Annotated in this window: 13 protein-coding genes and 2 riboswitches; of the genes, 4 read left to right on the forward strand and 9 right to left on the reverse strand. The window is 70.8% G+C overall.

Annotated features, from left to right (window positions below; translation table 11 throughout):
- Positions 1 to 4 precede the first annotated feature (4 nt).
- Both G3T38_RS03110 and metE read left to right on the forward strand, forming a co-directional pair.
- Positions 5 to 1,708 (forward strand): ABC transporter permease subunit, encoded by a 1,704-nt coding sequence (locus tag G3T38_RS03110; RefSeq protein ID WP_163770567.1) that lies wholly within the window; start codon positions 5 to 7, stop codon positions 1,706 to 1,708.
- Positions 1,709 to 1,805: 97 nt separating this feature from the next.
- Positions 1,806 to 2,028: riboswitch (cobalamin riboswitch) on the forward strand.
- A 124-nt stretch (positions 2,029 to 2,152) separates the two neighbouring features.
- Complete coding sequence (gene metE / locus G3T38_RS03115) at positions 2,153 to 4,489, forward strand: 5-methyltetrahydropteroyltriglutamate--homocysteine S-methyltransferase (RefSeq protein WP_163770568.1); 2,337 nt, start codon at positions 2,153 to 2,155, stop codon at positions 4,487 to 4,489.
- Between the two features lie 79 nt (positions 4,490 to 4,568).
- On the opposite strand, the gene G3T38_RS03120 is transcribed toward metE, so the two are convergent.
- From G3T38_RS03120 to G3T38_RS03145, 6 genes are all read right to left on the reverse strand, one after another.
- On the reverse strand, positions 4,569 to 5,339 hold the full coding sequence (locus G3T38_RS03120) for an enoyl-CoA hydratase-related protein (RefSeq protein ID WP_163770569.1): 771 nt from the start codon (positions 5,337 to 5,339) through the stop codon (positions 4,569 to 4,571).
- Complete coding sequence (locus G3T38_RS03125) at positions 5,302 to 6,453, reverse strand: bifunctional 2-methylcitrate synthase/citrate synthase (RefSeq protein ID WP_163770570.1); 1,152 nt, start codon at positions 6,451 to 6,453, stop codon at positions 5,302 to 5,304. The genes G3T38_RS03120 and G3T38_RS03125 overlap by 38 nt, the downstream gene beginning before the upstream one ends.
- The gene (prpB, locus tag G3T38_RS03130) at positions 6,450 to 7,421 is read right to left on the reverse strand and encodes a methylisocitrate lyase (protein ID WP_163770571.1); all 972 of its coding nucleotides are present in this window, start codon (positions 7,419 to 7,421) and stop codon (positions 6,450 to 6,452) included. Before prpB ends, G3T38_RS03125 begins: the two co-directional genes overlap by 4 nt.
- Entirely contained in the window at positions 7,418 to 8,908 is a 1,491-nt protein-coding gene (locus G3T38_RS03135) for an MmgE/PrpD family protein (RefSeq protein WP_163770572.1), read from the reverse strand. The genes prpB and G3T38_RS03135 overlap by 4 nt, the downstream gene beginning before the upstream one ends.
- 124 nt (positions 8,909 to 9,032) lie before the next feature.
- Complete coding sequence (locus tag G3T38_RS03140) at positions 9,033 to 9,833, reverse strand: ZIP family metal transporter (RefSeq protein WP_163770573.1); 801 nt, start codon at positions 9,831 to 9,833, stop codon at positions 9,033 to 9,035.
- 54 nt (positions 9,834 to 9,887) lie between these two features.
- Positions 9,888 to 11,309 (reverse strand): short-chain fatty acyl-CoA regulator family protein, encoded by a 1,422-nt coding sequence (locus G3T38_RS03145; protein WP_163770574.1) that lies wholly within the window; start codon positions 11,307 to 11,309, stop codon positions 9,888 to 9,890.
- A 192-nt stretch (positions 11,310 to 11,501) separates the two neighbouring features.
- Between G3T38_RS03145 and aceA the strand changes: the two genes are divergently transcribed.
- Both aceA and aceB read left to right on the forward strand, forming a co-directional pair.
- Positions 11,502 to 12,797 (forward strand): isocitrate lyase, encoded by a 1,296-nt coding sequence (gene aceA / locus G3T38_RS03150; protein ID WP_163770575.1) that lies wholly within the window; start codon positions 11,502 to 11,504, stop codon positions 12,795 to 12,797.
- Positions 12,797 to 14,383 (forward strand): malate synthase A, encoded by a 1,587-nt coding sequence (aceB, locus tag G3T38_RS03155; RefSeq protein ID WP_206675759.1) that lies wholly within the window; start codon positions 12,797 to 12,799, stop codon positions 14,381 to 14,383. Before aceA ends, aceB begins: the two co-directional genes overlap by 1 nt.
- A 442-nt stretch (positions 14,384 to 14,825) precedes the next feature.
- Here aceB and G3T38_RS03160 read toward each other — a convergent pair whose 3' ends face one another.
- The 3 genes from G3T38_RS03160 to G3T38_RS03170 are packed head-to-tail and all read right to left on the reverse strand — an operon-like array spanning position 14,826 to position 18,848.
- Complete coding sequence (locus tag G3T38_RS03160; protein WP_206675760.1) at positions 14,826 to 15,254, reverse strand: variant leucine-rich repeat-containing protein; 429 nt, start codon at positions 15,252 to 15,254, stop codon at positions 14,826 to 14,828.
- A 4-nt stretch (positions 15,255 to 15,258) separates the two neighbouring features.
- Positions 15,259 to 16,233 carry a ribonucleotide-diphosphate reductase subunit beta gene (locus G3T38_RS03165; RefSeq protein ID WP_338037436.1) on the reverse strand — a complete coding sequence of 325 codons (975 nt, stop codon included), beginning with the start codon at positions 16,231 to 16,233 and terminating at the stop codon, positions 15,259 to 15,261.
- 23 nt (positions 16,234 to 16,256) lie between these two features.
- Positions 16,257 to 18,848, reverse strand: coding sequence for a ribonucleoside-diphosphate reductase subunit alpha (locus tag G3T38_RS03170; RefSeq protein ID WP_163770576.1), 2,592 nt, complete (start codon positions 18,846 to 18,848; stop codon positions 16,257 to 16,259).
- 155 nt (positions 18,849 to 19,003) lie between these two features.
- Positions 19,004 to 19,220, reverse strand: a riboswitch (cobalamin riboswitch).
- Positions 19,221 to 19,260 lie beyond the last annotated feature (40 nt).

The following is a 19,260-nucleotide window of genomic DNA, read 5'->3' on the forward strand; positions in this document are numbered from 1 at the left end:
TGCGGTGCTGCGAGTCCTCGCCACCGTTGGCGGACTCGTGCTCGTCGTCGCGTCGCTGCCGTGGCTCCGGGGCGAGGACCCGGCCGTCACCGTGCTCCGGGTGAGGTTCCGGCAGCGGGGTCAGGACCCCGAGGCGGTGGCGGCGCTCCGCGAGCAGCTCGGCCTGGCGCCGGACCCGGTGACCGGGGCGGCGCGGTGGCTGGCCGCAGCGGCTCGCGGGGACCTGGGGGAGAGCTGGGTCAGCCGCCAGTCCGTGCTCGAGCGCGTGCAGCCCGCGGTGGCAGCCTCCGCGACCCTGGCCGGCTGCGCGATCGCGATCGCCCTGCTCCTCACGACGCTCGCGCTGTGCGGCCCTGTCGTCCGGGCGGCGCGCACGGGCACGCCGACGCGGCCCGGGCTCAAGGTCGCCGCGGTCACGGTCGCGGCCCTCCCCGAGGTGATCGTGGGCAGCCTCCTGGTGATCGCCCTCGCGGTGCACCTCCGTCTGCTGCCCGCCACCGGCTGGGACGGCTGGGGCAGCGTGGTCGCGCCGGCGCTGGCCCTCGGCGTACCGGCCGCGGGTCTGCTCACCCGCCTCCTCGCCGGCGTGCTGGACCAGGCGGTGACGGAGCAGTGGGTCACCACGTGGCGCGCCAACGGGGTGCCGACGACACCGGTGGCGTGGGCGTTGGCTCGTCGGGTGGCGGGACGCGGCGCGTCCCAGGTCGCCGTCGTGTGGGTGGGGATGCTCGGCACGGCGGTCGCCGTGGAGAAGGTGTTCAGCGTGCCGGGCGTGGGCTCGCTCGCGGTGCGCTCGGCGCTCACGCAGGACGTCCCCGTGCTCCAGGCCTGCCTGCTCGCCGTCGTCGGCCTCGGCCTGGCCGGGGCCGGTGCAGCCCTCCTCGCGCACCGGTTCCTGCTCGTCGGCGCGACCGGCCGCGACGACCTCGGCGTGACGGCCGACGCGGCTCAGGGATCGCCCCGGGTGGTCGTGGTGGTGACGGCGACGCTGGCGCTCCTCGTGATCGGTGGCCTGCCTCGCGACGGCGGCACCGCCGACCTCGGCTCCCGCCTCGCGCGTCCCGGTGCGCGTCACCCCCTCGGAGCCGATGCGGTCGGCCACGACCTCTGGGGCCGCGTCGCGGACGCCACCGTCCGCACGGTCGGCCTGGCCGTGCTCGTGAGCCTGCTGGCACTCGTCGTCGCGCTCCTCGTGGGGCTGACCGCCCGCCGTCTCCGGGTGGGCGCGATGGACGTGCTGGTGACCGTGCCGAGCACCGTCGTCGGCATGGTCGTCGCCGCCGCGCTCGGGCCGGGCCTGCTCGGCGCGTGCGTCGCCGTCGCCGCGGTCGCCTGGGTCCCGCTCGCCGTCCACGCCCGCGGCCTCGTCGTCGAGGCGCGGGGTTCGGGGCACGTCGGGGCAGCTCGCCGCCTCGGCCTCGGGCGGATGCGCGTCGGCGTCGTGCACCTCCTGCCCGGCGTCGTGGGTCCCCTGGCGCAGCACGCAGTGGCCCGCCTGCCGCTCAACGCCGTGGCGATCGCCGGGCTCAGCTTCATCGGCCTGGGCGCCGATCCCGACGCCGCCGAGCTCGGCGCGATGCTGGCCGAGGGGCTGCGCTACCTCGAGGTCGCGCCGTGGGTGGTGCTGGTGCCCGGCGGGGTGCTGTTGCTCCTCGGCGTCGGTGCCGGGGCCGCGGGCGGTGTGCGGCGTCGTGTCCACCGGGCCTGAACCTCGCCTGTGGCGCTCGACCCAGAGCCGCCGCCGCGCACCGGGGCCCGCGGCTCGGGTCGTGGACGATGGTGCGTGACCTCCGGATGGTGGAGGTAGCGTGCCGTTCGCAGCTGGTTCGGCACCTCGTACCTGGGGTGTCGTCGCAAGAGGGAACCCGGTGAGAGTCCGGGACTGTCCCGCAGCGGTGAGTGGGAACGACCTCCGTCAACAGCACTGGGTTCTGGCCTGGGAAGCGACGGACAGTAGGGGTCCTCCGAGAGGTGTCTCGGAACGGCGTGCCCACGAGTCCGAAGACCTGCCAGCGCACCGCGCGCATCCGCGTGCGGTGGTCCGGCACCTGCGGAGCACGGGTGCGACCTCGCTGCGGTCGTGCCGCACCCGGTCGCACCCCGCGCTGCGCACGTCGGACCTCCCGACGAGCTCACGAGGTATGAGACGAAGATGAGCACGACACAATCCCCACCGCGTCCGATCGGCGCAACGGTCCTGGGCTATCCCCGGATCGGTCGTCATCGCGAGCTGAAGCGCACGCTGGAGGCCTACTGGCGCGGGCAGGCGACGGCGGCTGATGTCGACCGCACGGCCAGCGCCGTTCGGCACGACGCCCTCGCCACCATGTCGGCAGCTGGCTTGGACTCCGTCCCCGTCAACACCTTCAGCCTGTACGACCAGCTGCTCGACACCGTGATGCTCCTCGGCGCGGTGCCACCGAGGTTCACGAACGTCGGCGGCGGAGCCTCGGCGTCCGGCACCGACCTCGACCTGTACTTCGCGATGGCCCGGGGCACCGACGACCAGCAGCCGCTGGAGATGACCAAGTGGTTCGACACGAACTACCACTACCTGGTGCCGGAGATCGGGGCGGCGACCCCGTTCGCGCTCGACGCGCGCAAGCCGCTGCTGGAGCACGCCGAGGCTGTCGCCGCCGGCGTCCGCTCTCGCCCCGTCGTCGTCGGACCCTGGACGTTCTTGTCACTCGCCAAGTCCGCCGCCGACGCACCGTCGACCTTCACTCCGCTCGATCGGCTGACCGAGCTGGCCGAGGTGTACGCCGACCTGCTCCGCGCCCTCGCCGATGCCGGTGTCGAGTGGGTGCAGATCGATGAGCCAGCACTGGTGAGGGACCTCGACGCAACGGCGCTCGCCAGGGTGCACCAGGTGTACAGGAGGTTGGGCGAGCTCTCAGAGCGACCCGCGATGCTGGTCGCGACCTACTTCGGCGACGCCACGGACGCGCTCGCTGCGGTCTGCAGCGCGAGAGTCGACGGCATCGCCCTGGACCTGGTTGCCGGGTCGCCGGCTCCTCCTCCCGCCCGTGTGTTCGGTACCACGCAGGTCGTCCTCGGTGCGGTTGACGGCCGCAACGTCTGGCGCACCGATCTGGAGCAGCGCCTCGGTGAGCTGCGCGCCTGGCAGGCGCTACCCGGCGCACTCTCGGTGTCGAGCAGCTGCTCGCTGCTGCATGTCCCGTACGACGTCTCGGTCGAGACCGGCCTGAACCCGGCCGTCCGTGCGTCCGTGGCGTTCGCCGATCAGAAGCTGGGGGAGGTGGTGGCACTGCAGCGTGCGTTGAGCGGCGAAGGCAGCGACGACCCGGGGGCACGTGCGGCGTTCGCGGGGTCGGCTGGTGCGAGCCGCACCCGCGCTGCCGACCTCGGCCGAGGGCGTGACGAGGTCGCGCAGCGCGTCGCCGCGATCCGTGCCGACGACCGCCGACGGGAACCGGTCGAGGTCCGGCGCGTCGCCCAGGCGCATCGGCTCCGCCTGCCGGCACTGCCGACCACGACGATCGGCTCCTTCCCGCAGACCGACGCCGTGCGCTCGGCGCGCGCCGCCCACCGTGCGGGACGGATCGACGACGCCACCTACGAGGAGCGCATGCAGGCCGAGATCGCTGATGTGGTCGCGCTGCAGGAGAGCCTCGGGTTGGACGTCCTGGTGCACGGCGAGCCCGAGCGCAACGATATGGTGCAGTACTTCGCGGAGCTGCTGGGGGGCTTCGCCACCACCGGCTCGGGTTGGGTGCAGTCGTACGGAACGCGGTGCGTGCGGCCACCGTTGCTGCACGGCGACGTCACACGGCCGCAGCCCATGACGGTGAGGTGGACCAGGTATGCCGCGAGCCTGACGGACCGTCCGATGAAGGGCATGCTGACGGGCCCCGTCACCATCCTGGCGTGGTCCTTCGTCCGCGACGACCAGCCCCGCGCGACGACCGCCGACCAGGTCGCCCTCGCACTGCGGGACGAGGTCGCCGATCTCGAGGCGGCAGGTGTTCCCATCATCCAGGTCGACGAGCCCGCACTGCGAGAGCTGCTGCCGTTGCGACGGGCCGCGCAGCAGGCCTACCTGGAATGGGCGGTCGCCGCCTTCCGGCTCGCGACGAGCGGGGTCCGGGCGGACACGCAGGTGCACACCCACCTGTGCTACTCGGAGTTCGGCGAGGTGATCGACGCGATCGACGGGCTCGGCGCCGACGTCACCAGCGTGGAGGCCGCCCGCTCCGGCATGGAACTGCTTGCCGACGTGGCGTTGCACGGTTTCGCGGGGGCTCTCGGGCCCGGTGTCTACGACATCCACTCGCCGCGGGTGCCCTCGGCCGATGACATGGCCGCTCTCCTCCGCGCTGCGACACGAGCCCTGTCGCCCGAACAGCTCTGGGTCAACCCGGACTGCGGGCTCAAGACACGCGGGTACGCCGAGGTCCGCCCAGCACTGGCCCATCTCGTCGAGGCCGCCGCACGCGTGCGGGCCGAGCTGGAGGAAGCCGCGGGCTGACGAGTCTCACGAGGGGGCTTCGGCACGTGCCGGAGCCCCCTCTTACGACAGCGCGCGGTGCGGAGCCGCGGTGTGTTCGTCAGAGTCGGAGAGGGCGGGGCAGTGTCCCGAACTCCGGCTCCCGACCGTGCCGGTAGGCACGGATTCCTTCGACGTAGTCCGTGTCGGGCCATGCCAGATCGGCCGGGGTGCCAGCGGTGTTCTGGCGCGCCGCTGCGATGGTGGTCTGGGATCGGCGCACCAGCATCTGGGCATACCCGTGGGCGAACTCCTCGACGTCGCCGTCGACGACCTCGCTCACCAGGCCGGCGCGCTCGGCCCACGCTGCGTCGAACAGCTCGCCCCCGTAGAGCATGCGCCGCGCCCGGCCCCGGCCGACGGCGGCGACGAGGCGCTGCGTCGGGGTGTAGGGATAGACGACCCCGAGCCGGCTGGCCGTGATGCCGAACCTAGCGGTCGGCTCCGCGAAGCACAGGTCGGCCGCCACGGCGATCTCGCAGCCGCCGCCGACGCAACTGCCGCGCACGGCGGCGATCACCGGCTTGGGAGCATCCGCGATAGTCCGTTCGGCTGCCAGGTGCAGGCGGTGGAAGGCGTCGGAGTCCAGCGGCAGCTCTCGGATGTCCGCACCAGCACAGAAGTCGCGTCCCGCACCGACGATCACGATGGCAAGCACGCGCGGATCCTCACCCAACCCGCGGACCGTGAGCTCCAGCATCCGCCACATGTCCATCGTCAGCGCGTTGCACTTGTCCGGTCGGTCGAGCACGACGGTCGCGACACGTCCATCGAGCTCGGTACGGATCGTTCCGTCATCCGACAAGGCGCTCAGCTCCTCGTGGGACGGCACGGGTCGAAGGTCCTGTGTAGGAGCTCAGCGGCCGGATCAGGGCGTTGGCAGCGCGCTGCTCGACGACGTGCGCCGACCAGCCCGTCACCCGGCTCATGACGAACAGCGGCGTGAACATGGGGATGTCGATGCCCATCAGGTCGTAGACGGGCCCCGTCGGGTAGTCGAGGTTGGGGTGCAATCCTTTTCGCTCGAGCATCAGCTCGGCCAGCGCGTCGTACGTCGCCATCAGGTCGGCGGTGGCGCCCTCGGCGCCGGCGGTGATGGAGCGCAGGTGCGCCGTCATCGTCGGGACGCGCGAGTCGCCGTTCTTGTAGACGCGGTGCCCGAAGCCCATGATCTTGCGTCGGTCCGCCAGCGCTCGAGCGAGCCAGACGGGTGCGGCCTCAGCCCCGCCCTCGGCATGGATCTCTCGGAGCATGTGCATGACGGCCTCGTTGGCGCCGCCGTGGAGGGGGCCCTTGAGGGCGCCGATGGCTGCCGTGATCGCCGAGTGGAAGTCCGACAGCGTCGAGGTCACCACCCGGGCGGTGAAGGTGGAGGCGTTGAAGGAGTGCTCGGCGTACAGCACCATCGAGACCTCGAAAGCGCGGACGACCTCGGGCGCGGGCACCGCGCCGAAGCACATCTGGAGGAAGTTCTCCGCCCACCCGAGCGAGGGGTCGGGAGGGATCGGGTCGAGACCGCGCCGACGTCGCTGCTCGGCGGCGACGACGGTCGGCAGCTTGGCGAGGAGGTCCAGGGCCTTCGTGAGGTCGTGGTCCCGGTCGTCCAGCTCCTCGGTCGGGTCGTCGGCGCCGATCAGGCTCACGGCGGTGCGCAGCACGTCCATCGGGTGGCACGAGTCGGGCAGCCGTCCCAGGACGCTCTGCACGCCGCGCCCCGGCAGCCGCAGGGCCCGCTCGCGGACGCGGAGGTCCGCGAGCTCGGTCGCGTTCGGCAGTTCGCCGTGCCACAGCAGCCAGGCGACCTCCTCGAAGCAGCACTGGGCCGCGAGGTCCTGGACGGCGTAGCCGCGGTAGGTCAAGGAGTTCGTCTCGTGGTCGACGCGGCTGATCTCGGTGGTGTCGACCACCACGCCGGTGAGTCCGCGGCGGATGTCGGAAGCGTTCATCGGTGGTCCTCCTGGAGGTCGGTGCCGGGGGTGGCAGGGGGCTGCGTGGTCGGCCCGGGCACGGCGAAGTCGAAGACGGACTGGTCAAAGGCGGCGTACTCGGCGTAGCCGAGCAGCTCGTAGAGGCGCGCCCGGCTCTGCATGCGCGGCACCAAGGCGGCCTGGGTGCCGTCGGCGGAGAGTCGGGCCAGCCCTTTCTCGACCGCGCCCATGGCGAGGCGGAGCAGGGTGACCGGATAGATCACGAGCGCGACTCCCGCGTTCCCGAGCGACCGGACGTCGTGAAGGGTGCCCTTGCCGAACTCCGTCATGTTCGCGAGAACCGGCACGTCGAGCGCAGCGGCGAACCGCTCGTACTCGCCCAGGTTGGCGAGGGCCTCGGGAAAGATCATGTCGGCACCCGCGTCGACGTACGCCTTGGCCCGGTCGAGCGCGGCGTCGAAGCCCTCCACCGCGCGGGCGTCGGTGCGGGCGCAGATCACGGTTCCCGCATCGGTCCGCGCCGACACCGCTGCGCGGATGCGCCGCTTCATCGTCGCGACGTCGACGACCTGCTTGCCGTCGAGGTGCCCGCACCGCTTGGGGTTGACCTGGTCCTCCAGGTGGAAGCCCGTGACGCCGGCTGCCTCGAGGAGCGTGGTCGTCCGTGCGGCGTTCATCGGTTCCCCGAACCCGGTGTCGGCGTCGACGAGGGTGGGCAGGTCGGCGGCGGCGCTGATGTCGCGCGCCCGCTCGGTCACCTCGGTGAGCGTGGTCAACCCGATGTCGGGGAGCCCACGTTCGGCGGCCATCACCGCCCCGGAGATGTAGGCGCCGTCGAACCCGTGCTCCTGGATCAGCCGGGAGGAGAGCGGTGTGAACGCGCCGGGGAACCGCAGCGGCCGGCCTGTGGAGCGCGCTTCGAGCAAGGCGTGGCGCAGGGCCCACCGTCGCTCGGACGGCGCCCAGCTCCGGGCGGGACCGCTCACAGCAGACCCTCCGGTGCGTCGGCGAGCGTGACGAGGTCGGCCTCGACCGTGAGGCCCCGCAGCTCGTGCGCGGCGAGGTCGGGCAGGCGTTGCACAGCCGCCAGGAAGCGGTCCTGCTCGGTCGGGGAGACGATCCCGTCCGCGAGGGTGCGGAACTTCGCGACGTACTGCTCGCGCGCGAACGGTCGCGCCCCCGCCGGGTGGGCGTCGGCCACGCCGAGCTCGTCGACCACCACCGTCCCGTCGTCGAGCGTGATCTCGACCCGGCCGCCGAACTGCGGCTGCGCGGCGTGGTAGGCGGCTGTCCAGTGCGGGTCCTCGACCGTCGACACCTTGTGCCACAGGGTGACCGTCTCGCTTCGGCTCGCGCGCTCGGGCGCGTAGGAGTCGACGTGGTGCCAGGCGCCGTCCTCCAGCGCGACCGCGAAGATGTACATGATCGAGTGGTCGAGGGTCTCCCGGCTCGCGCTCGGGTCCATTTTCTGCGGGTCCTCGGCACCGGTGCCGATCACGTAGTGCGTGTGGTGCGAGGTGTGGATGACGACCGAGCGCACCCGCGACGTGTCGGGGACGCGGTCGCGCATCCGTCGGGCGAGGTCGATCAGCGCCTGGCTCTGGTACTCCGCCGAGTGCTCCTTGGTGTAGGAGTCGAGGATCGCACGCTTCGCTTCGCCCGGGCCCGGCAGGGGGACGGTGTAGGTCGCGTCCGGACCGCCGAGCAGCCACGCGATCACCCCGTCCTCGCCCTCCCAGATCGGTGCCGGGGCACCCTCGCCGCGCAGCGCCCGGTCCATCGCCTCCAGGGCGAGCTTGCCGGCGTGGGCGGGGGCGTAGGCCTTCCACGACGAGATCTCGCCCTTGCGCGACTGCCGGGTCGCGGTGGTCGTGTGCAACGCCTGGCCGATGGCCTGGTAGGTGACCTCGGGCGGAGCATCCAGCAGGGTCCCCAGGCCCGCTGCGACGGACGGCCCGAGGTGGGCGACGTGGTCGATCTTGTGCGCGTGCAGGCACATCCCGCGGGCCAGGTTGATCTGAACCTCGTAGCCCGTCGCGATCGCGCGCACCACGTCGTGGCCGGTGGCACCGACGTGCTGGGCGGCGGCCAGGAGGGCGGGAACGTTGTCGCCCGGGTGGCTGTACTCAGCGGCGAGAAACGTGTCGTGGTAGTCCAGCTCGCGCACCGCCACCCCGTTCGCCCACGCGGCCCACTCCGGCGCGACGCGGACGGACGCAGGTAGCCCGAACAGCGTGGCTCCTCGCTGGACCGGACGGCTCAGGGCCTGTCCGCGTGCGGCCACGACCGGGCGACGGTCGAGGGACGCCACCGCCACGGCCGCGTTGTCGATCACCCGGTTGACCACCATGTCGGCGACGTCACCGGGCACCTCGACCGGATCGGCCGCGAGGAGCGCCAGCTTCCATGCGAGCTGCTCCTCGCGTGGAAGGTGCTCCAGACTGCGATAGGTACGGACGTGGTGGTCGATCATGCATGTCCTCCGGTTCGTCGTCGTGCTGTGACGACCGCAAGGCTCGGTGTGCCGTCCTTCGCGCAGAAGGGTGCGAAGCTGCGAATTTCTGCCAGTCAGGGTTGGAGACCGACCGGTAGCCCGGCTATACGGTGCCGAGCATGAGGAGGCTGACGCCCATGACGACGGCGCCGCAGGAGGCCGCGCGTGCCGCGCGCCCGCGGGACACCAGTCGATCAGCGTTCGGGAGCAGCTCGACGCAGCTCACCGCCACCATCACGCCGGCGATCGAGGCGAAGACGACACCGCAGACGTCCGGTGGCAGCGTGGCCGACAGGACGACGTAGCCGATCAGCGCTCCGAGCGGCTCGGCGAGGCCCGACGCGGTCGCCAGAGCGAACGCACGCGGCCCGCCGATGCCCGTGCCGTACAGCGGGGCTGCGACGGCAACACCCTCCGGCACGTTGTGGAGGGCGACGGCCATCGCGACGAGGAGTCCTGCCCTCGGGTCGTCCACTGCCGTCACGAACGTCACCAGTCCCTCGGGAATGTTGTGCGCTGCAACGGCCAACGCGACGAGAACGCCGCTGCGTCGTACCCGTCTCCTGGTGGCCTCCGCATCGTGGTACCGACCTCGCCCGCTCTGCTCGGACGCACCTACTGCCTTGCCGAGCCGTCTCGCCGCCACGACGACCGACGCCGCTGCGAGTCCTGCGGACCCGGTGGTCACGAGCCATGCCTGGGACCACGAGCCCAGGCTGCTCCGCAGGGAGGCCGCACTGGCGGGAAGGATCTCCACCGCGGCGACGACCAGCATCGCGCCGGCAGCGAAGGCCAGCGCGACCCCGAGTCCGTGAGGAGTCCGCACGCGCGGGTGCAGGGCGAGCAGCCCGCCGAGCGACGTTGCCAGTCCGGCCACCAGCGTCAGCAGGAATGCGGTCAGCACGTCCCTGATGCTAGGCGTCGGTCTCAGCCCGTCAGCCGCACCCGGTGCACAGTGTCAGCTGCTCGTGCGCATGGCCAGCGGGTAGGGGACGAAGGTGCTGCGGTGGTCCTCCACCGCGAGCTGCCCGCCGATCGGCGGCGCTGCCCGCTGGGGACAGCGCGGACGTTCGCACGTCTTGCAGCCGGGGCCGATGGGCATCACGGTGCGGGAGTCCTCGATGTCGAGCCCGTCGGCGTACACGAGGCGACCGGAGTGCCGGACCTCGCACCCGAGCCCGACGGCGAACGTCTTGGCGGGTTGACCGTGGCCGGCACGGTTGCGGGTGAGGGACCGCGCTACCCAGAGGTAGCGCTGGCCGTCGGGCATCTCCGCGACCTGCGTGATCACCCGGCCCGGGGCGGCGAACGACTCGTAGACGTTCCACAACGGACACGTCCCGCCGGAGCGGGAGAAGTGGAACCCCGTCGCCGACTGTCGCTTCGAGATGTTGCCAGCACGGTCGACCCGAACGAAGATGAACGGGACGCCTCGCATCCCCGGTCGCTGCAGCGTGCTGAGGCGGTGGGCGATGGTCTCGTAGGAGACCCCGAAGTGGTCGGCCAGCAGCTCGAGGTCGTAGCGGAACTTCTCCGCCGCTCGGAAGAACGGCGTGTACGGGAGGATGAAGGCTCCGGCGAAGTGGTTGGCCAGCCCGATCCGCGCGAGATGCCGCGCTTCGTCGCTGGGCCAGGGCTCTGCGTCGAGGAGTCCGTCGATCAGGTCGCCCTGCTCGAGGTAGGCGAGCTCGGTGGCGAGCCGGAATGCCTGCTGCCCGGGACGCAGGTGCGGCGAGAAGGTCAGCACGCGGCTCGCCGCGTCGTAGCGGTGCATCTCCCCGGTCGGTGCGCCCTCCTCGCGGGGTCGCACCGCGACCGTAATGCGGTGTGTCTGCGCCAGGTACTCGCGGAGACGCCGGCGCACCTCGCCCCGCCGGGTGCCCACGGCACGCGCGCTCTGCTCGGCTGCCTGGTCGAGCTCGTCGACGTAGTTCTGGTAGCGGTAGAAGTAGTCGCGCACCATCTCGTGGGGGCTGTTCGCCGTCGCCGACGAGCGCGAGTCGGTGAGCGCAGCGAGGTGGTCGCCGGCCTCGCGGTAGCGTCGGTACAGCTCGATCACCGCCTCGGCGACCTCCGGCATCCGTCCCGCGAGCTCCTGGAGGTCGGCGAGTGGCACCGGGCTCGCACCCGGGCGACCGGGGAGCGCCTCCCGCAGCTCGATCATCGCCCGCGCCGTGTCGCGCGGGGCGAAGAACCCGGGATCGATGCCGAAGACCTCGTTGATCCGCAACAGCACCGAGACCGTCAACGGACGGGTGTCGTGCTCGATCTGGTTGAGGTAGCTCGGCGAGATGGCCAACACCTTGGCGAGGTCGACCTGGGTCATCCCGCGGTCCTGGCGCATCCGGCGGAGGCGACCGCCGGCGTAGACGCGGTCCATGAGCGGCACATTAGCCCGATCTTTGCGAAGGATGCCTTCGCAGCCTTCGCAGAACGGCGGGATGTGGTTGTCAGAACTTCGCCTCTTGCGTGCCTCGCCCTGCTCGATGCGGGCGGGGGAACGTCGTCCTCGACATCGCCCCCGTACGGGCACCCGCCTTCCGGCGGAGCCCCACGAGCAGAGGAGCTCCCCTTGACCGAGCAGACCACCACCTCCCCCACCGCCGAGGAGCTCGACGCCGCGTGGGCGTCCGACCGGCGCTGGGCGAACGTCGCCCGCGACTACACCGGCGCCGATGTCGCCCGGCTGCGCGGATCGGTCCAGGAGGCACACACGCTGGCCGATCGTGGTGCACGCAAGCTCTGGGACTACGTGACGGGGCAGGTGGAGGGCGTCGACTACGTGAACGCGCTCGGCGCGCTCACCGGGAACCAGGCCGTCCAGCAGGTCCGCGCCGGGCTGAAGGCGATCTACCTGTCAGGTTGGCAGGTGGCCGCGGACGCGAACCTCGCCGGCCAGACCTACCCCGACCAGAGCCTCTACCCGGCCAACTCCGTGCCGGCCGTCGTGCGCCGCATCAACAACGCCCTGGCCCGGCAGGACCAGCTCGAGACGGCGGAGGGCACCGTCACGCAGGACTGGTTCGCGCCCATCGTCGCTGACGCCGAGGCCGGGTTCGGCGGGCCGCTCAACGCATACGAGCTGATGAAGGCCATGATCGCCGCCGGCGCCGCCGGCGTGCACTGGGAGGACCAGCTCGCCAGCGAGAAGAAGTGCGGTCACCTCGGCGGCAAGGTGTTGATCCCCACCCAGCAGCACGTGCGGACGCTCAACGCCGCCCGGCTCGCAGCCGACGTGTCCGGTGTCCCGACCGTGGTGATCGCTCGCACCGACGCCCAGGCCGCGACCCTGTTGACCAGCGACGTCGACGAGCGCGACCGCCGGTTCCTCACCGGCGGACGCACCGCCGAGGGCTTCTTCGAGGTCAGCAACGGCATCGAGCCGTGCATCGACCGCGGCATCGCGTACGCCGCGTACGCCGACCTGCTGTGGATGGAGACGTCCGAGCCCGACCTCGAGCTCGCTCGGCAGTACGCCGAAGCCATCAAGAAGGAGCACCCCGACCAGCTGCTCGCCTACAACTGCTCGCCGTCCTTCAACTGGAAGAAGCACCTCGACGACGCGACCATCGCGAAGTTCCAGCGCGAGCTCGGCGCGATGGGCTACACGTTCCAGTTCATCACCCTGGCCGGCTTCCACGCGCTCAACCACTCGATGTTCGACTTGGCCCACGGCTACGCCCGGAGCGGCATGAGCGCCTACGTCGAGCTGCAGGAGAGGGAGTTCGGCGACGAGTCCCGCGGTTACACCGCCACCCGCCACCAGCGCGAGGCCGGCACCGGCTACTTCGACGCGCTCGCCACGACCATCAATCCCGCCTCGTCGACGACCGCGATCAAGGGATCCACGGAAGAGGAGCAGTTCTGATGTGCGCCCCCACCCGCAACGACATGCAGCTGCTCGGCAGCGTCGGCGAGCGCGACCACGAGATGCTCACCGATGGAGCGCTCGGCATGGTCCGGATGCTCCACCACAAGTTCGACGACACCCGGCGAGCCCTGCTTGCGGCCCGGGCGTCGCGCGACCCCGGGACGGTGCCTGACTTCCTGGTGGAGACCGCGAGCATCCGCGAGGACGAGACGTGGCGCGTCGCCGGTGCTGGACCTGGGCTCGAGGACCGTCGCGTCGAGATCACGGGGCCGGTCGACCGCAAGATGACCATCAACGCGATGAACTCCGGTGCCTGCTGCTGGCTCGCCGACTTCGAGGACGCCACGTCGCCCACGTGGCGCAACATCATCGACGGCCAAGTCAACCTCCACGACGCCGTCAGCCGCGTGATCTCGCTCGAGCAGGCCGGCAGGACCTACCGGCTCGCCGAGGACCGTCGGCTTGCCACGATCATCGTCAGGCCGCGCGGCCTGCACCTCGACGAGAGGAACGTCCGCATCAAGGGCATGCCCGTCGCGGGGGCCCTCGTCGACTTCGGGATCTTCCTCCACCACAATGCGAAGCGACTCGTTGCTCAGGGCCTTGGGCCGTACTTCTACCTGCCCAAGCTGGAGAGCCACCTCGAGGCGAGGTGGTGGGATGAGGTGTTCACGAGCGCCGAGAGGTGGCTCGGGCTGGACCACGGAACCATCCGTGCCACCGTGCTCATCGAGACGCTGCCTGCCGCGTTCGAGATGGAGGAGATCCTCTATGAGCTCCGCGACCACGCTGCCGGACTCAACGCCGGCCGCTGGGACTACATCTTCTCCACCATCAAGACGCTCGGCGACAACCCGTCGTACGTGCTCCCCGACCGCTCGGCGATCACCATGACGGTGCCGCACATGCGCGCCTACACCGAGCTGCTCGTGCGCACCTGCCACAAGCGTGGTGCGCACGCGATCGGTGGGATGGCGGCGCTGATCCCCAGCCGCGACCCGGCCGAGAACGAGCGTGCCTTCGCCGCCGTCCGCGCGGACAAGGACCGCGAGGCGGCTGACGGCTTCGACGGATCCTGGGTCGCGCACCCCGGCCTGGTCGCCACCTGTGACGATGCCTTCTCGACCGTCCTGGGTGAGCGACCGAACCAGCTCGACCGACTGCGGGACGACGTCGACGTCACCGCTGAAGACCTCCTCGCCATCGGGAAGATCTCCGGCGCCGTCACCGAGCAGGGCATCCGCACGAACGTCACCGTCATGCTCGGCTACACCTCGGCCTGGCTCGACGGTCGCGGCGCCGTGGGCATCAACGGCCTGATGGAGGACGCCGCCACGGCTGAGATCTCCCGCAGCCAGCTCTGGCAGTGGATCCGCCACGCGGTGCCGATCGCCGACACCACCAGTGTCGTGACGCGCGAGCTCGTCGAGTCCCTCCTCCAGACCGAGCTCGAGCAGTACGACGCGCCGCGCGCCCGCGTGCTCTACGACCTGTTCGTCCGCACCACCCTCGCGGACGAGCTCCCCGACTTCCTCACCTCGATCGCCTACCGCGAGCAGCTCCTCGAGGAGGCTGTTCGCTGAGCCGACGAGGGTGACCGTCTGCACGCACAGTCGGTCACGGAGGAGACGCCGGGTCCGGGTTCCAGATGTGCGGGCCGGCGGCGAACGGCGTCGTGCCCCACACGGGCACGGCGCCGTTTCGTCATGAAGCGCGGCGGGTGTCTCTCCATCGAGCTCAGGCGGCGGGCTCCCTGCTCTCTGCTCTGCTCTCTGCACGTCGGCGCGGCCTCGCCCACCTCCTGGGATCTCGACGAGGAGCACGCCGGGAAGCACCGAGAGTCCGGTACCGAGATCAGGGTGAGACCTTGCGACGCCCCACCGGATCGGACCTCAGCCGATACTGCTGGGGGATGAGGCACGTCGTCGCGCCCACCAGGCCAGCAACCTCGCCTGCTGGCGCTCGGCCCAGAGTCGTCGACGGCGAAGGCGTCTGCTCTCGTACATGTGGTCTCGCTCCTGCGGTCTAGTGCTGCCAGCCGGCGGCCCAGGCGACCACGGCCCGCACCGCGGGGTCGGGGTCGGCGGCGAGCCGGGCGAGCAGGTCGGGGTGGCACAGGCGGTGGGCGGCGACCCAGCCCCGCACCCGGGGACTGCGGTCTGCGGCGAGGGCTGTGAGCACCCAGGTCGGTGTGCGCGGGTTGCGCGCGACGCACGCCCGTACCGACGGGTCGGCGTCGTCCGCGAGGTGCTCGAGGACGTCGATCGGTGCGTGGTGGGACAGCGCCGCGCTCTCGCGGATCGCCGGGGTCGGATCGGCGGCCAGGGCACGCACGCGGCGTACCTTGCTCGCCGACGCCGGGGGAGAGGTGAAGGCGGACAGCGGGGGGCCGCCCTCGCCGGAGGCGGCGAGGGCGGCCCGGTGGGCCGGGCTGAGGAAGCCGATGCAGGACATCGTCTCAGTCCTGCCGCGCGTTGACCTCGTAGGAGGTGTTGATGGCCTCGAAGAAGTTGACGAGCTGCAGCGTGTCGTTCGCCGCTGCCATCCACTTCGCCGGGTTGGCGACGCCGTAGTGCGGGCCGAAGCCGAGCTCGTCGAGGCGTCGGTCGGCCAGGTAGCGCACGTACTGGTTGATGTAGTCGGCGTTGAGGCCGAGGATCCCGTTCGGCAGGAGGTCGCGGTTGTAGGCCTCCTCCATCTCGACGGCGTCGAGGATCATCTGCTTGATCTCGGCCGCGAACTCCTCGGTCGCGACGTCCGGGTTCTCCTCGAGCACGGTGAGGACGAGGTTGATGCCGAACTTCAGGTGCAGCGACTCGTCGCGCACGATCCAGTCGATGAGCGAGCCGAAGTTCCGCAGCAGGTTCCGCTGCCGGAAGCTCAGCGCGACCATGAACCCGGAGTAGAACCAGATGCCCTCGAGGATGACGTTGTAGGCGATCAGGTTCCGCACGAAGTCGCGCTTGCCCTCGACCGTGGTGATGTCCAGGGTCTGCTCCGTCATCCGCTTGATGAAGCGCACCTCGAACTCCTCCTTCGCCGCCATCGAGGGCACGTCGACGTGCGCCGCGTAGGCGGACTCGCGGTCGATGGGGAACGTCTCGAGGACGTACTCGAAGCTCATGCAGTGGTTGGCCTCCTCCCACATCTGCTTCGCGAGGTAGAGGTGACACTCCGCTGCGTTGACGTAGGGGTACACCCCGAACGCGAGAGCCTTGTTGACGAGCAGCTCGCTCGGGTTGAAGTAGCTCATCAGGAACGTGAGGGCGCGACGCTCGTCGTCGCTCATCCGCTCGAAGTCGGCGAGGTCCTCGCCGAGCTGCACCTCGTTGGGGAACCAGGTGTTGGCCACGGCCTGGTCGTAGAGCTCCATCGCCCACGGGTAGGTGACGGGCTTGAGCAGCAGGCCCTCCTCGATGCCGGTGCCGAGGATGCCCCGGCGGCCCTTCGCGGCGCTCACTGGCACGACTCGCACTGCAGCCGCTCCTGCGGGTCCACCGGGCAGGCGGCATCGCCCACCACCTCGAGCTCCTGCACGTCGTCGGGCACGACGGCCGGTACGGCGGGGACTGCCGGCGCCGCTGCCCCGAAGCCGCGACGCGCGGGGGCCGCTGCGCCGAACCCCCGGCGGGCACCGGAGGCCGCCGGGGTGCGGGCCTCCGCCTTGTTGACCTTCACGGTGCTCTGCTCGGCCGTGTGCCGCGGCATCATGTGCAGGTAGTAGGTGGTCTTGACGCCCATGCGCCACGCCGCGGCGTACAGCTCCACCATCGACGCGACGCTCCGGTCCGCGAGGTAGATGTTGCGGCTGATCGCCTGGTCGATCCACTTCTGGGCCCGTGCCGCGACCTCGAGGTAGGCGAGCCCCGGCAGCTGGAACGACGTCTGGTAGATCTCGACGAGCCCGCGGGGGATCGTCAGGTCGTCGCGCTCCGCGGCGACCTGGGCGAGGTCGCCCTGGTGGCGGAGCAGGTCGTCCCGCACCTCCTCCCAGAGCCCGGCGGCGCGCAGGTCCTCGACGAGGTTGCGGTTGACCTCGAGGAACTTGCCCGAGCTGGTGGCGCGGCTGAAGATCTGGCTGAACTGCGGGTCGAGGCCGGGCGTGGTGCCGGCGACGAGCCCGATGGACGCGGTGGGGGCGATGGCCAGCAGCGTCGAGTTGCGGATGCCACCGGCCACCTTCTCCCGCAGCGTGCGCCAGTCGAGGCGGGTGGTGCGGTCGACCTCGACCGGTACGCCGCGGTCCGCCTCGAGGAGGTCGAGGGAGTCGATGGGGACGAGGCCCTGGCTCCACCGCGAACCGGGGAAGTTCGCGTAGGAGCCGCGCTCGCGCGCGAGGTCGGCGGAGGCGTCGATGGCGTGCCAGGAGACGAACTCCATGATCTGGTCGATGAGCTCGTAGGCCTCCGGAGAGGCATAGCTGTGGCCGAAGCGCTCGACGACGTCGGTGAACCCCATGACCCCGAGCCCCAGGGCGCGGTTGAGCTCGTTGGAGTGCTCCGACTCAGGCACCGAGGAGATGGTGACGTCGATGAGGTTGTCGAGCTGACGCACGGCGAGGCGGGTCGACTCCGCGAGCCGGTCCCAGTCGATGCGGGCGCCCTGCCCGCCGGCGCCGCGGCGCCGGCCCACGACGTGCCGGGACAGGTTGATCGACGCGAGGTTGCAGACCGCGACGTTCTCGCTGTCCTGGGGCAGGCAGATCTCGGTGCACAGGTTGGAGAGGTGGATCGTGCCCGTGTTGTGGTTGAGGGCGCGGGTGTTGATCGTGTCCTTCCACGTCAGCCACGGGTGCGAGGTGGACTGCAACGCGGTCAGGATGGCCTTGAACTGCTCGCGGGCGCCGATCTTCTTGTGGCGCAGCCGCCCGGCCTCCGCCTCCGCGGCGTACTCCGCGTAGCGGCGGGAGAACGCGGCCCCCGTCAGCTCGACGAGGTCGGGCACCTCGGCCGGGTCGAAGAGGTACCACGGCTGGTCGGCCTCGACGCGCTTCATGAAGTCGTCGGAGATCCACACGGCGGTGTTGGCCGTACGGGTGCGGCGGTAGGGGTCTCCCGAGTTCTGGCGCAGGTCGAGGAACGCCGGGAAGTCGAGGTGCCAGTTCTCCATGTAGAAGCACAGCGCACCGAACTTCTTGCCGCCGCGGCTGACGGCACGCAACGTCGAGTCGATCGTGTGCATGAAGGGGATCGGTCCGGTCGAGGTCGTGTTGTTGGAGGCGATCGGCGAGCCCTCGGCGCGGAGCTTGGTGACCGAGAGGCCGATGCCACCGGTGCCCTTGGTCAGCCACATGACGTCGCGCACCGACTTCGCGATGTGCTCGATCTCGTCCTCCATCTGCATCACGAAGCAGTTGGAGAGCTGGCTGTAGGTCGTGCCGGCGTTGACGAGGGTGGAGCCTGCGGCGAGGTACTCGAGGCGCGACATCTTGTCGTAGAAGCGCTCCGCCGCACGGGTGGGGTCCTCCTCGTTCAGCGCGAGACCCATCGCGACGCGCATCCAGAAGAACTGCGGCATCTCCAGCGGCCGTCCGTCGGGGCCGGCGATCATGTAGCGCGTGCGCATCGTCTGGACGCCGACGTAGCGCAGCAGGTCGTCGCGGTCGGGGTCGAGGGCGGCGCCGAGCCGCTCGAGGTCGAAGAGCTCGCCGAGACGTGGGTCGAGGAGCCCGAGCTCGACGCCGCGGAGGACGAACGCGACGAACGCCTCGCCGTGGAACGCGTAGACCTCGTCGCGCGTCACGCCCTCACCGAAGATCGCCTTGTAGAGGCTCTTCACGAGCAGGCGCGAGGCGATGGTGTCGTAAGCCGGGTCGTCCTTCACGTTCTGCAGCGCCACCTGCACGACGGCCTCGTCCAGCTGCTCGCTGGTGATGCCGTCGAAGAGCGTGATCTCGAGCTCGGAACGGAGCTGTGTCGCGCGGGCGACCCCGTCGTCGAGACCGGTGGCGGCCTCCTCGATGGACCGGGCGATCTCGTAGCCGTCGTACGGCGCACGGGTGCCGTCACGCTTGACGACCTCGATCCGGCCGTTGGTCGTGGTGCTCATGGTCGTCTCCACCCCTCGTGGAACGTCGCGGTATGCACGTCCGCGGACGAGAGGGGTGGGGGAACGGACGCCACCAGGACCGTGCCTCCGGACGGGACGCACGACGATGGGCGGTCGATCCTCCGACCCTCCCTCGGGGTCGCGGACCCTCGCCCGTCGGGGGCGAGGCACTGGCAGGTCTTCGGACTCGTGGGCAATCGTGCTGCGGCCTACTGTCCGTCGCTTCCCAGGCTGGCCGGCGGCCGTGCCCAGTGCTTGTTGACGGAGGTCGTTCCCACTCACCGCTGCGGGGCAGTTCCGGTCTTCCACCGGATTCCCTCTTGCGACGACCCGCCTGGAGGACGGGCCGAACCAGCTGCGTCGACCACCATATATGGAAATCGCATCAGTGTAACTACCCAGATGTTGGGAT

It is taken from the genome of Nocardioides zeae (genome assembly GCF_010686755.1).
GTDB classification, from domain to species: Bacteria; Actinomycetota; Actinomycetes; order Propionibacteriales; family Nocardioidaceae; genus Nocardioides; species Nocardioides zeae.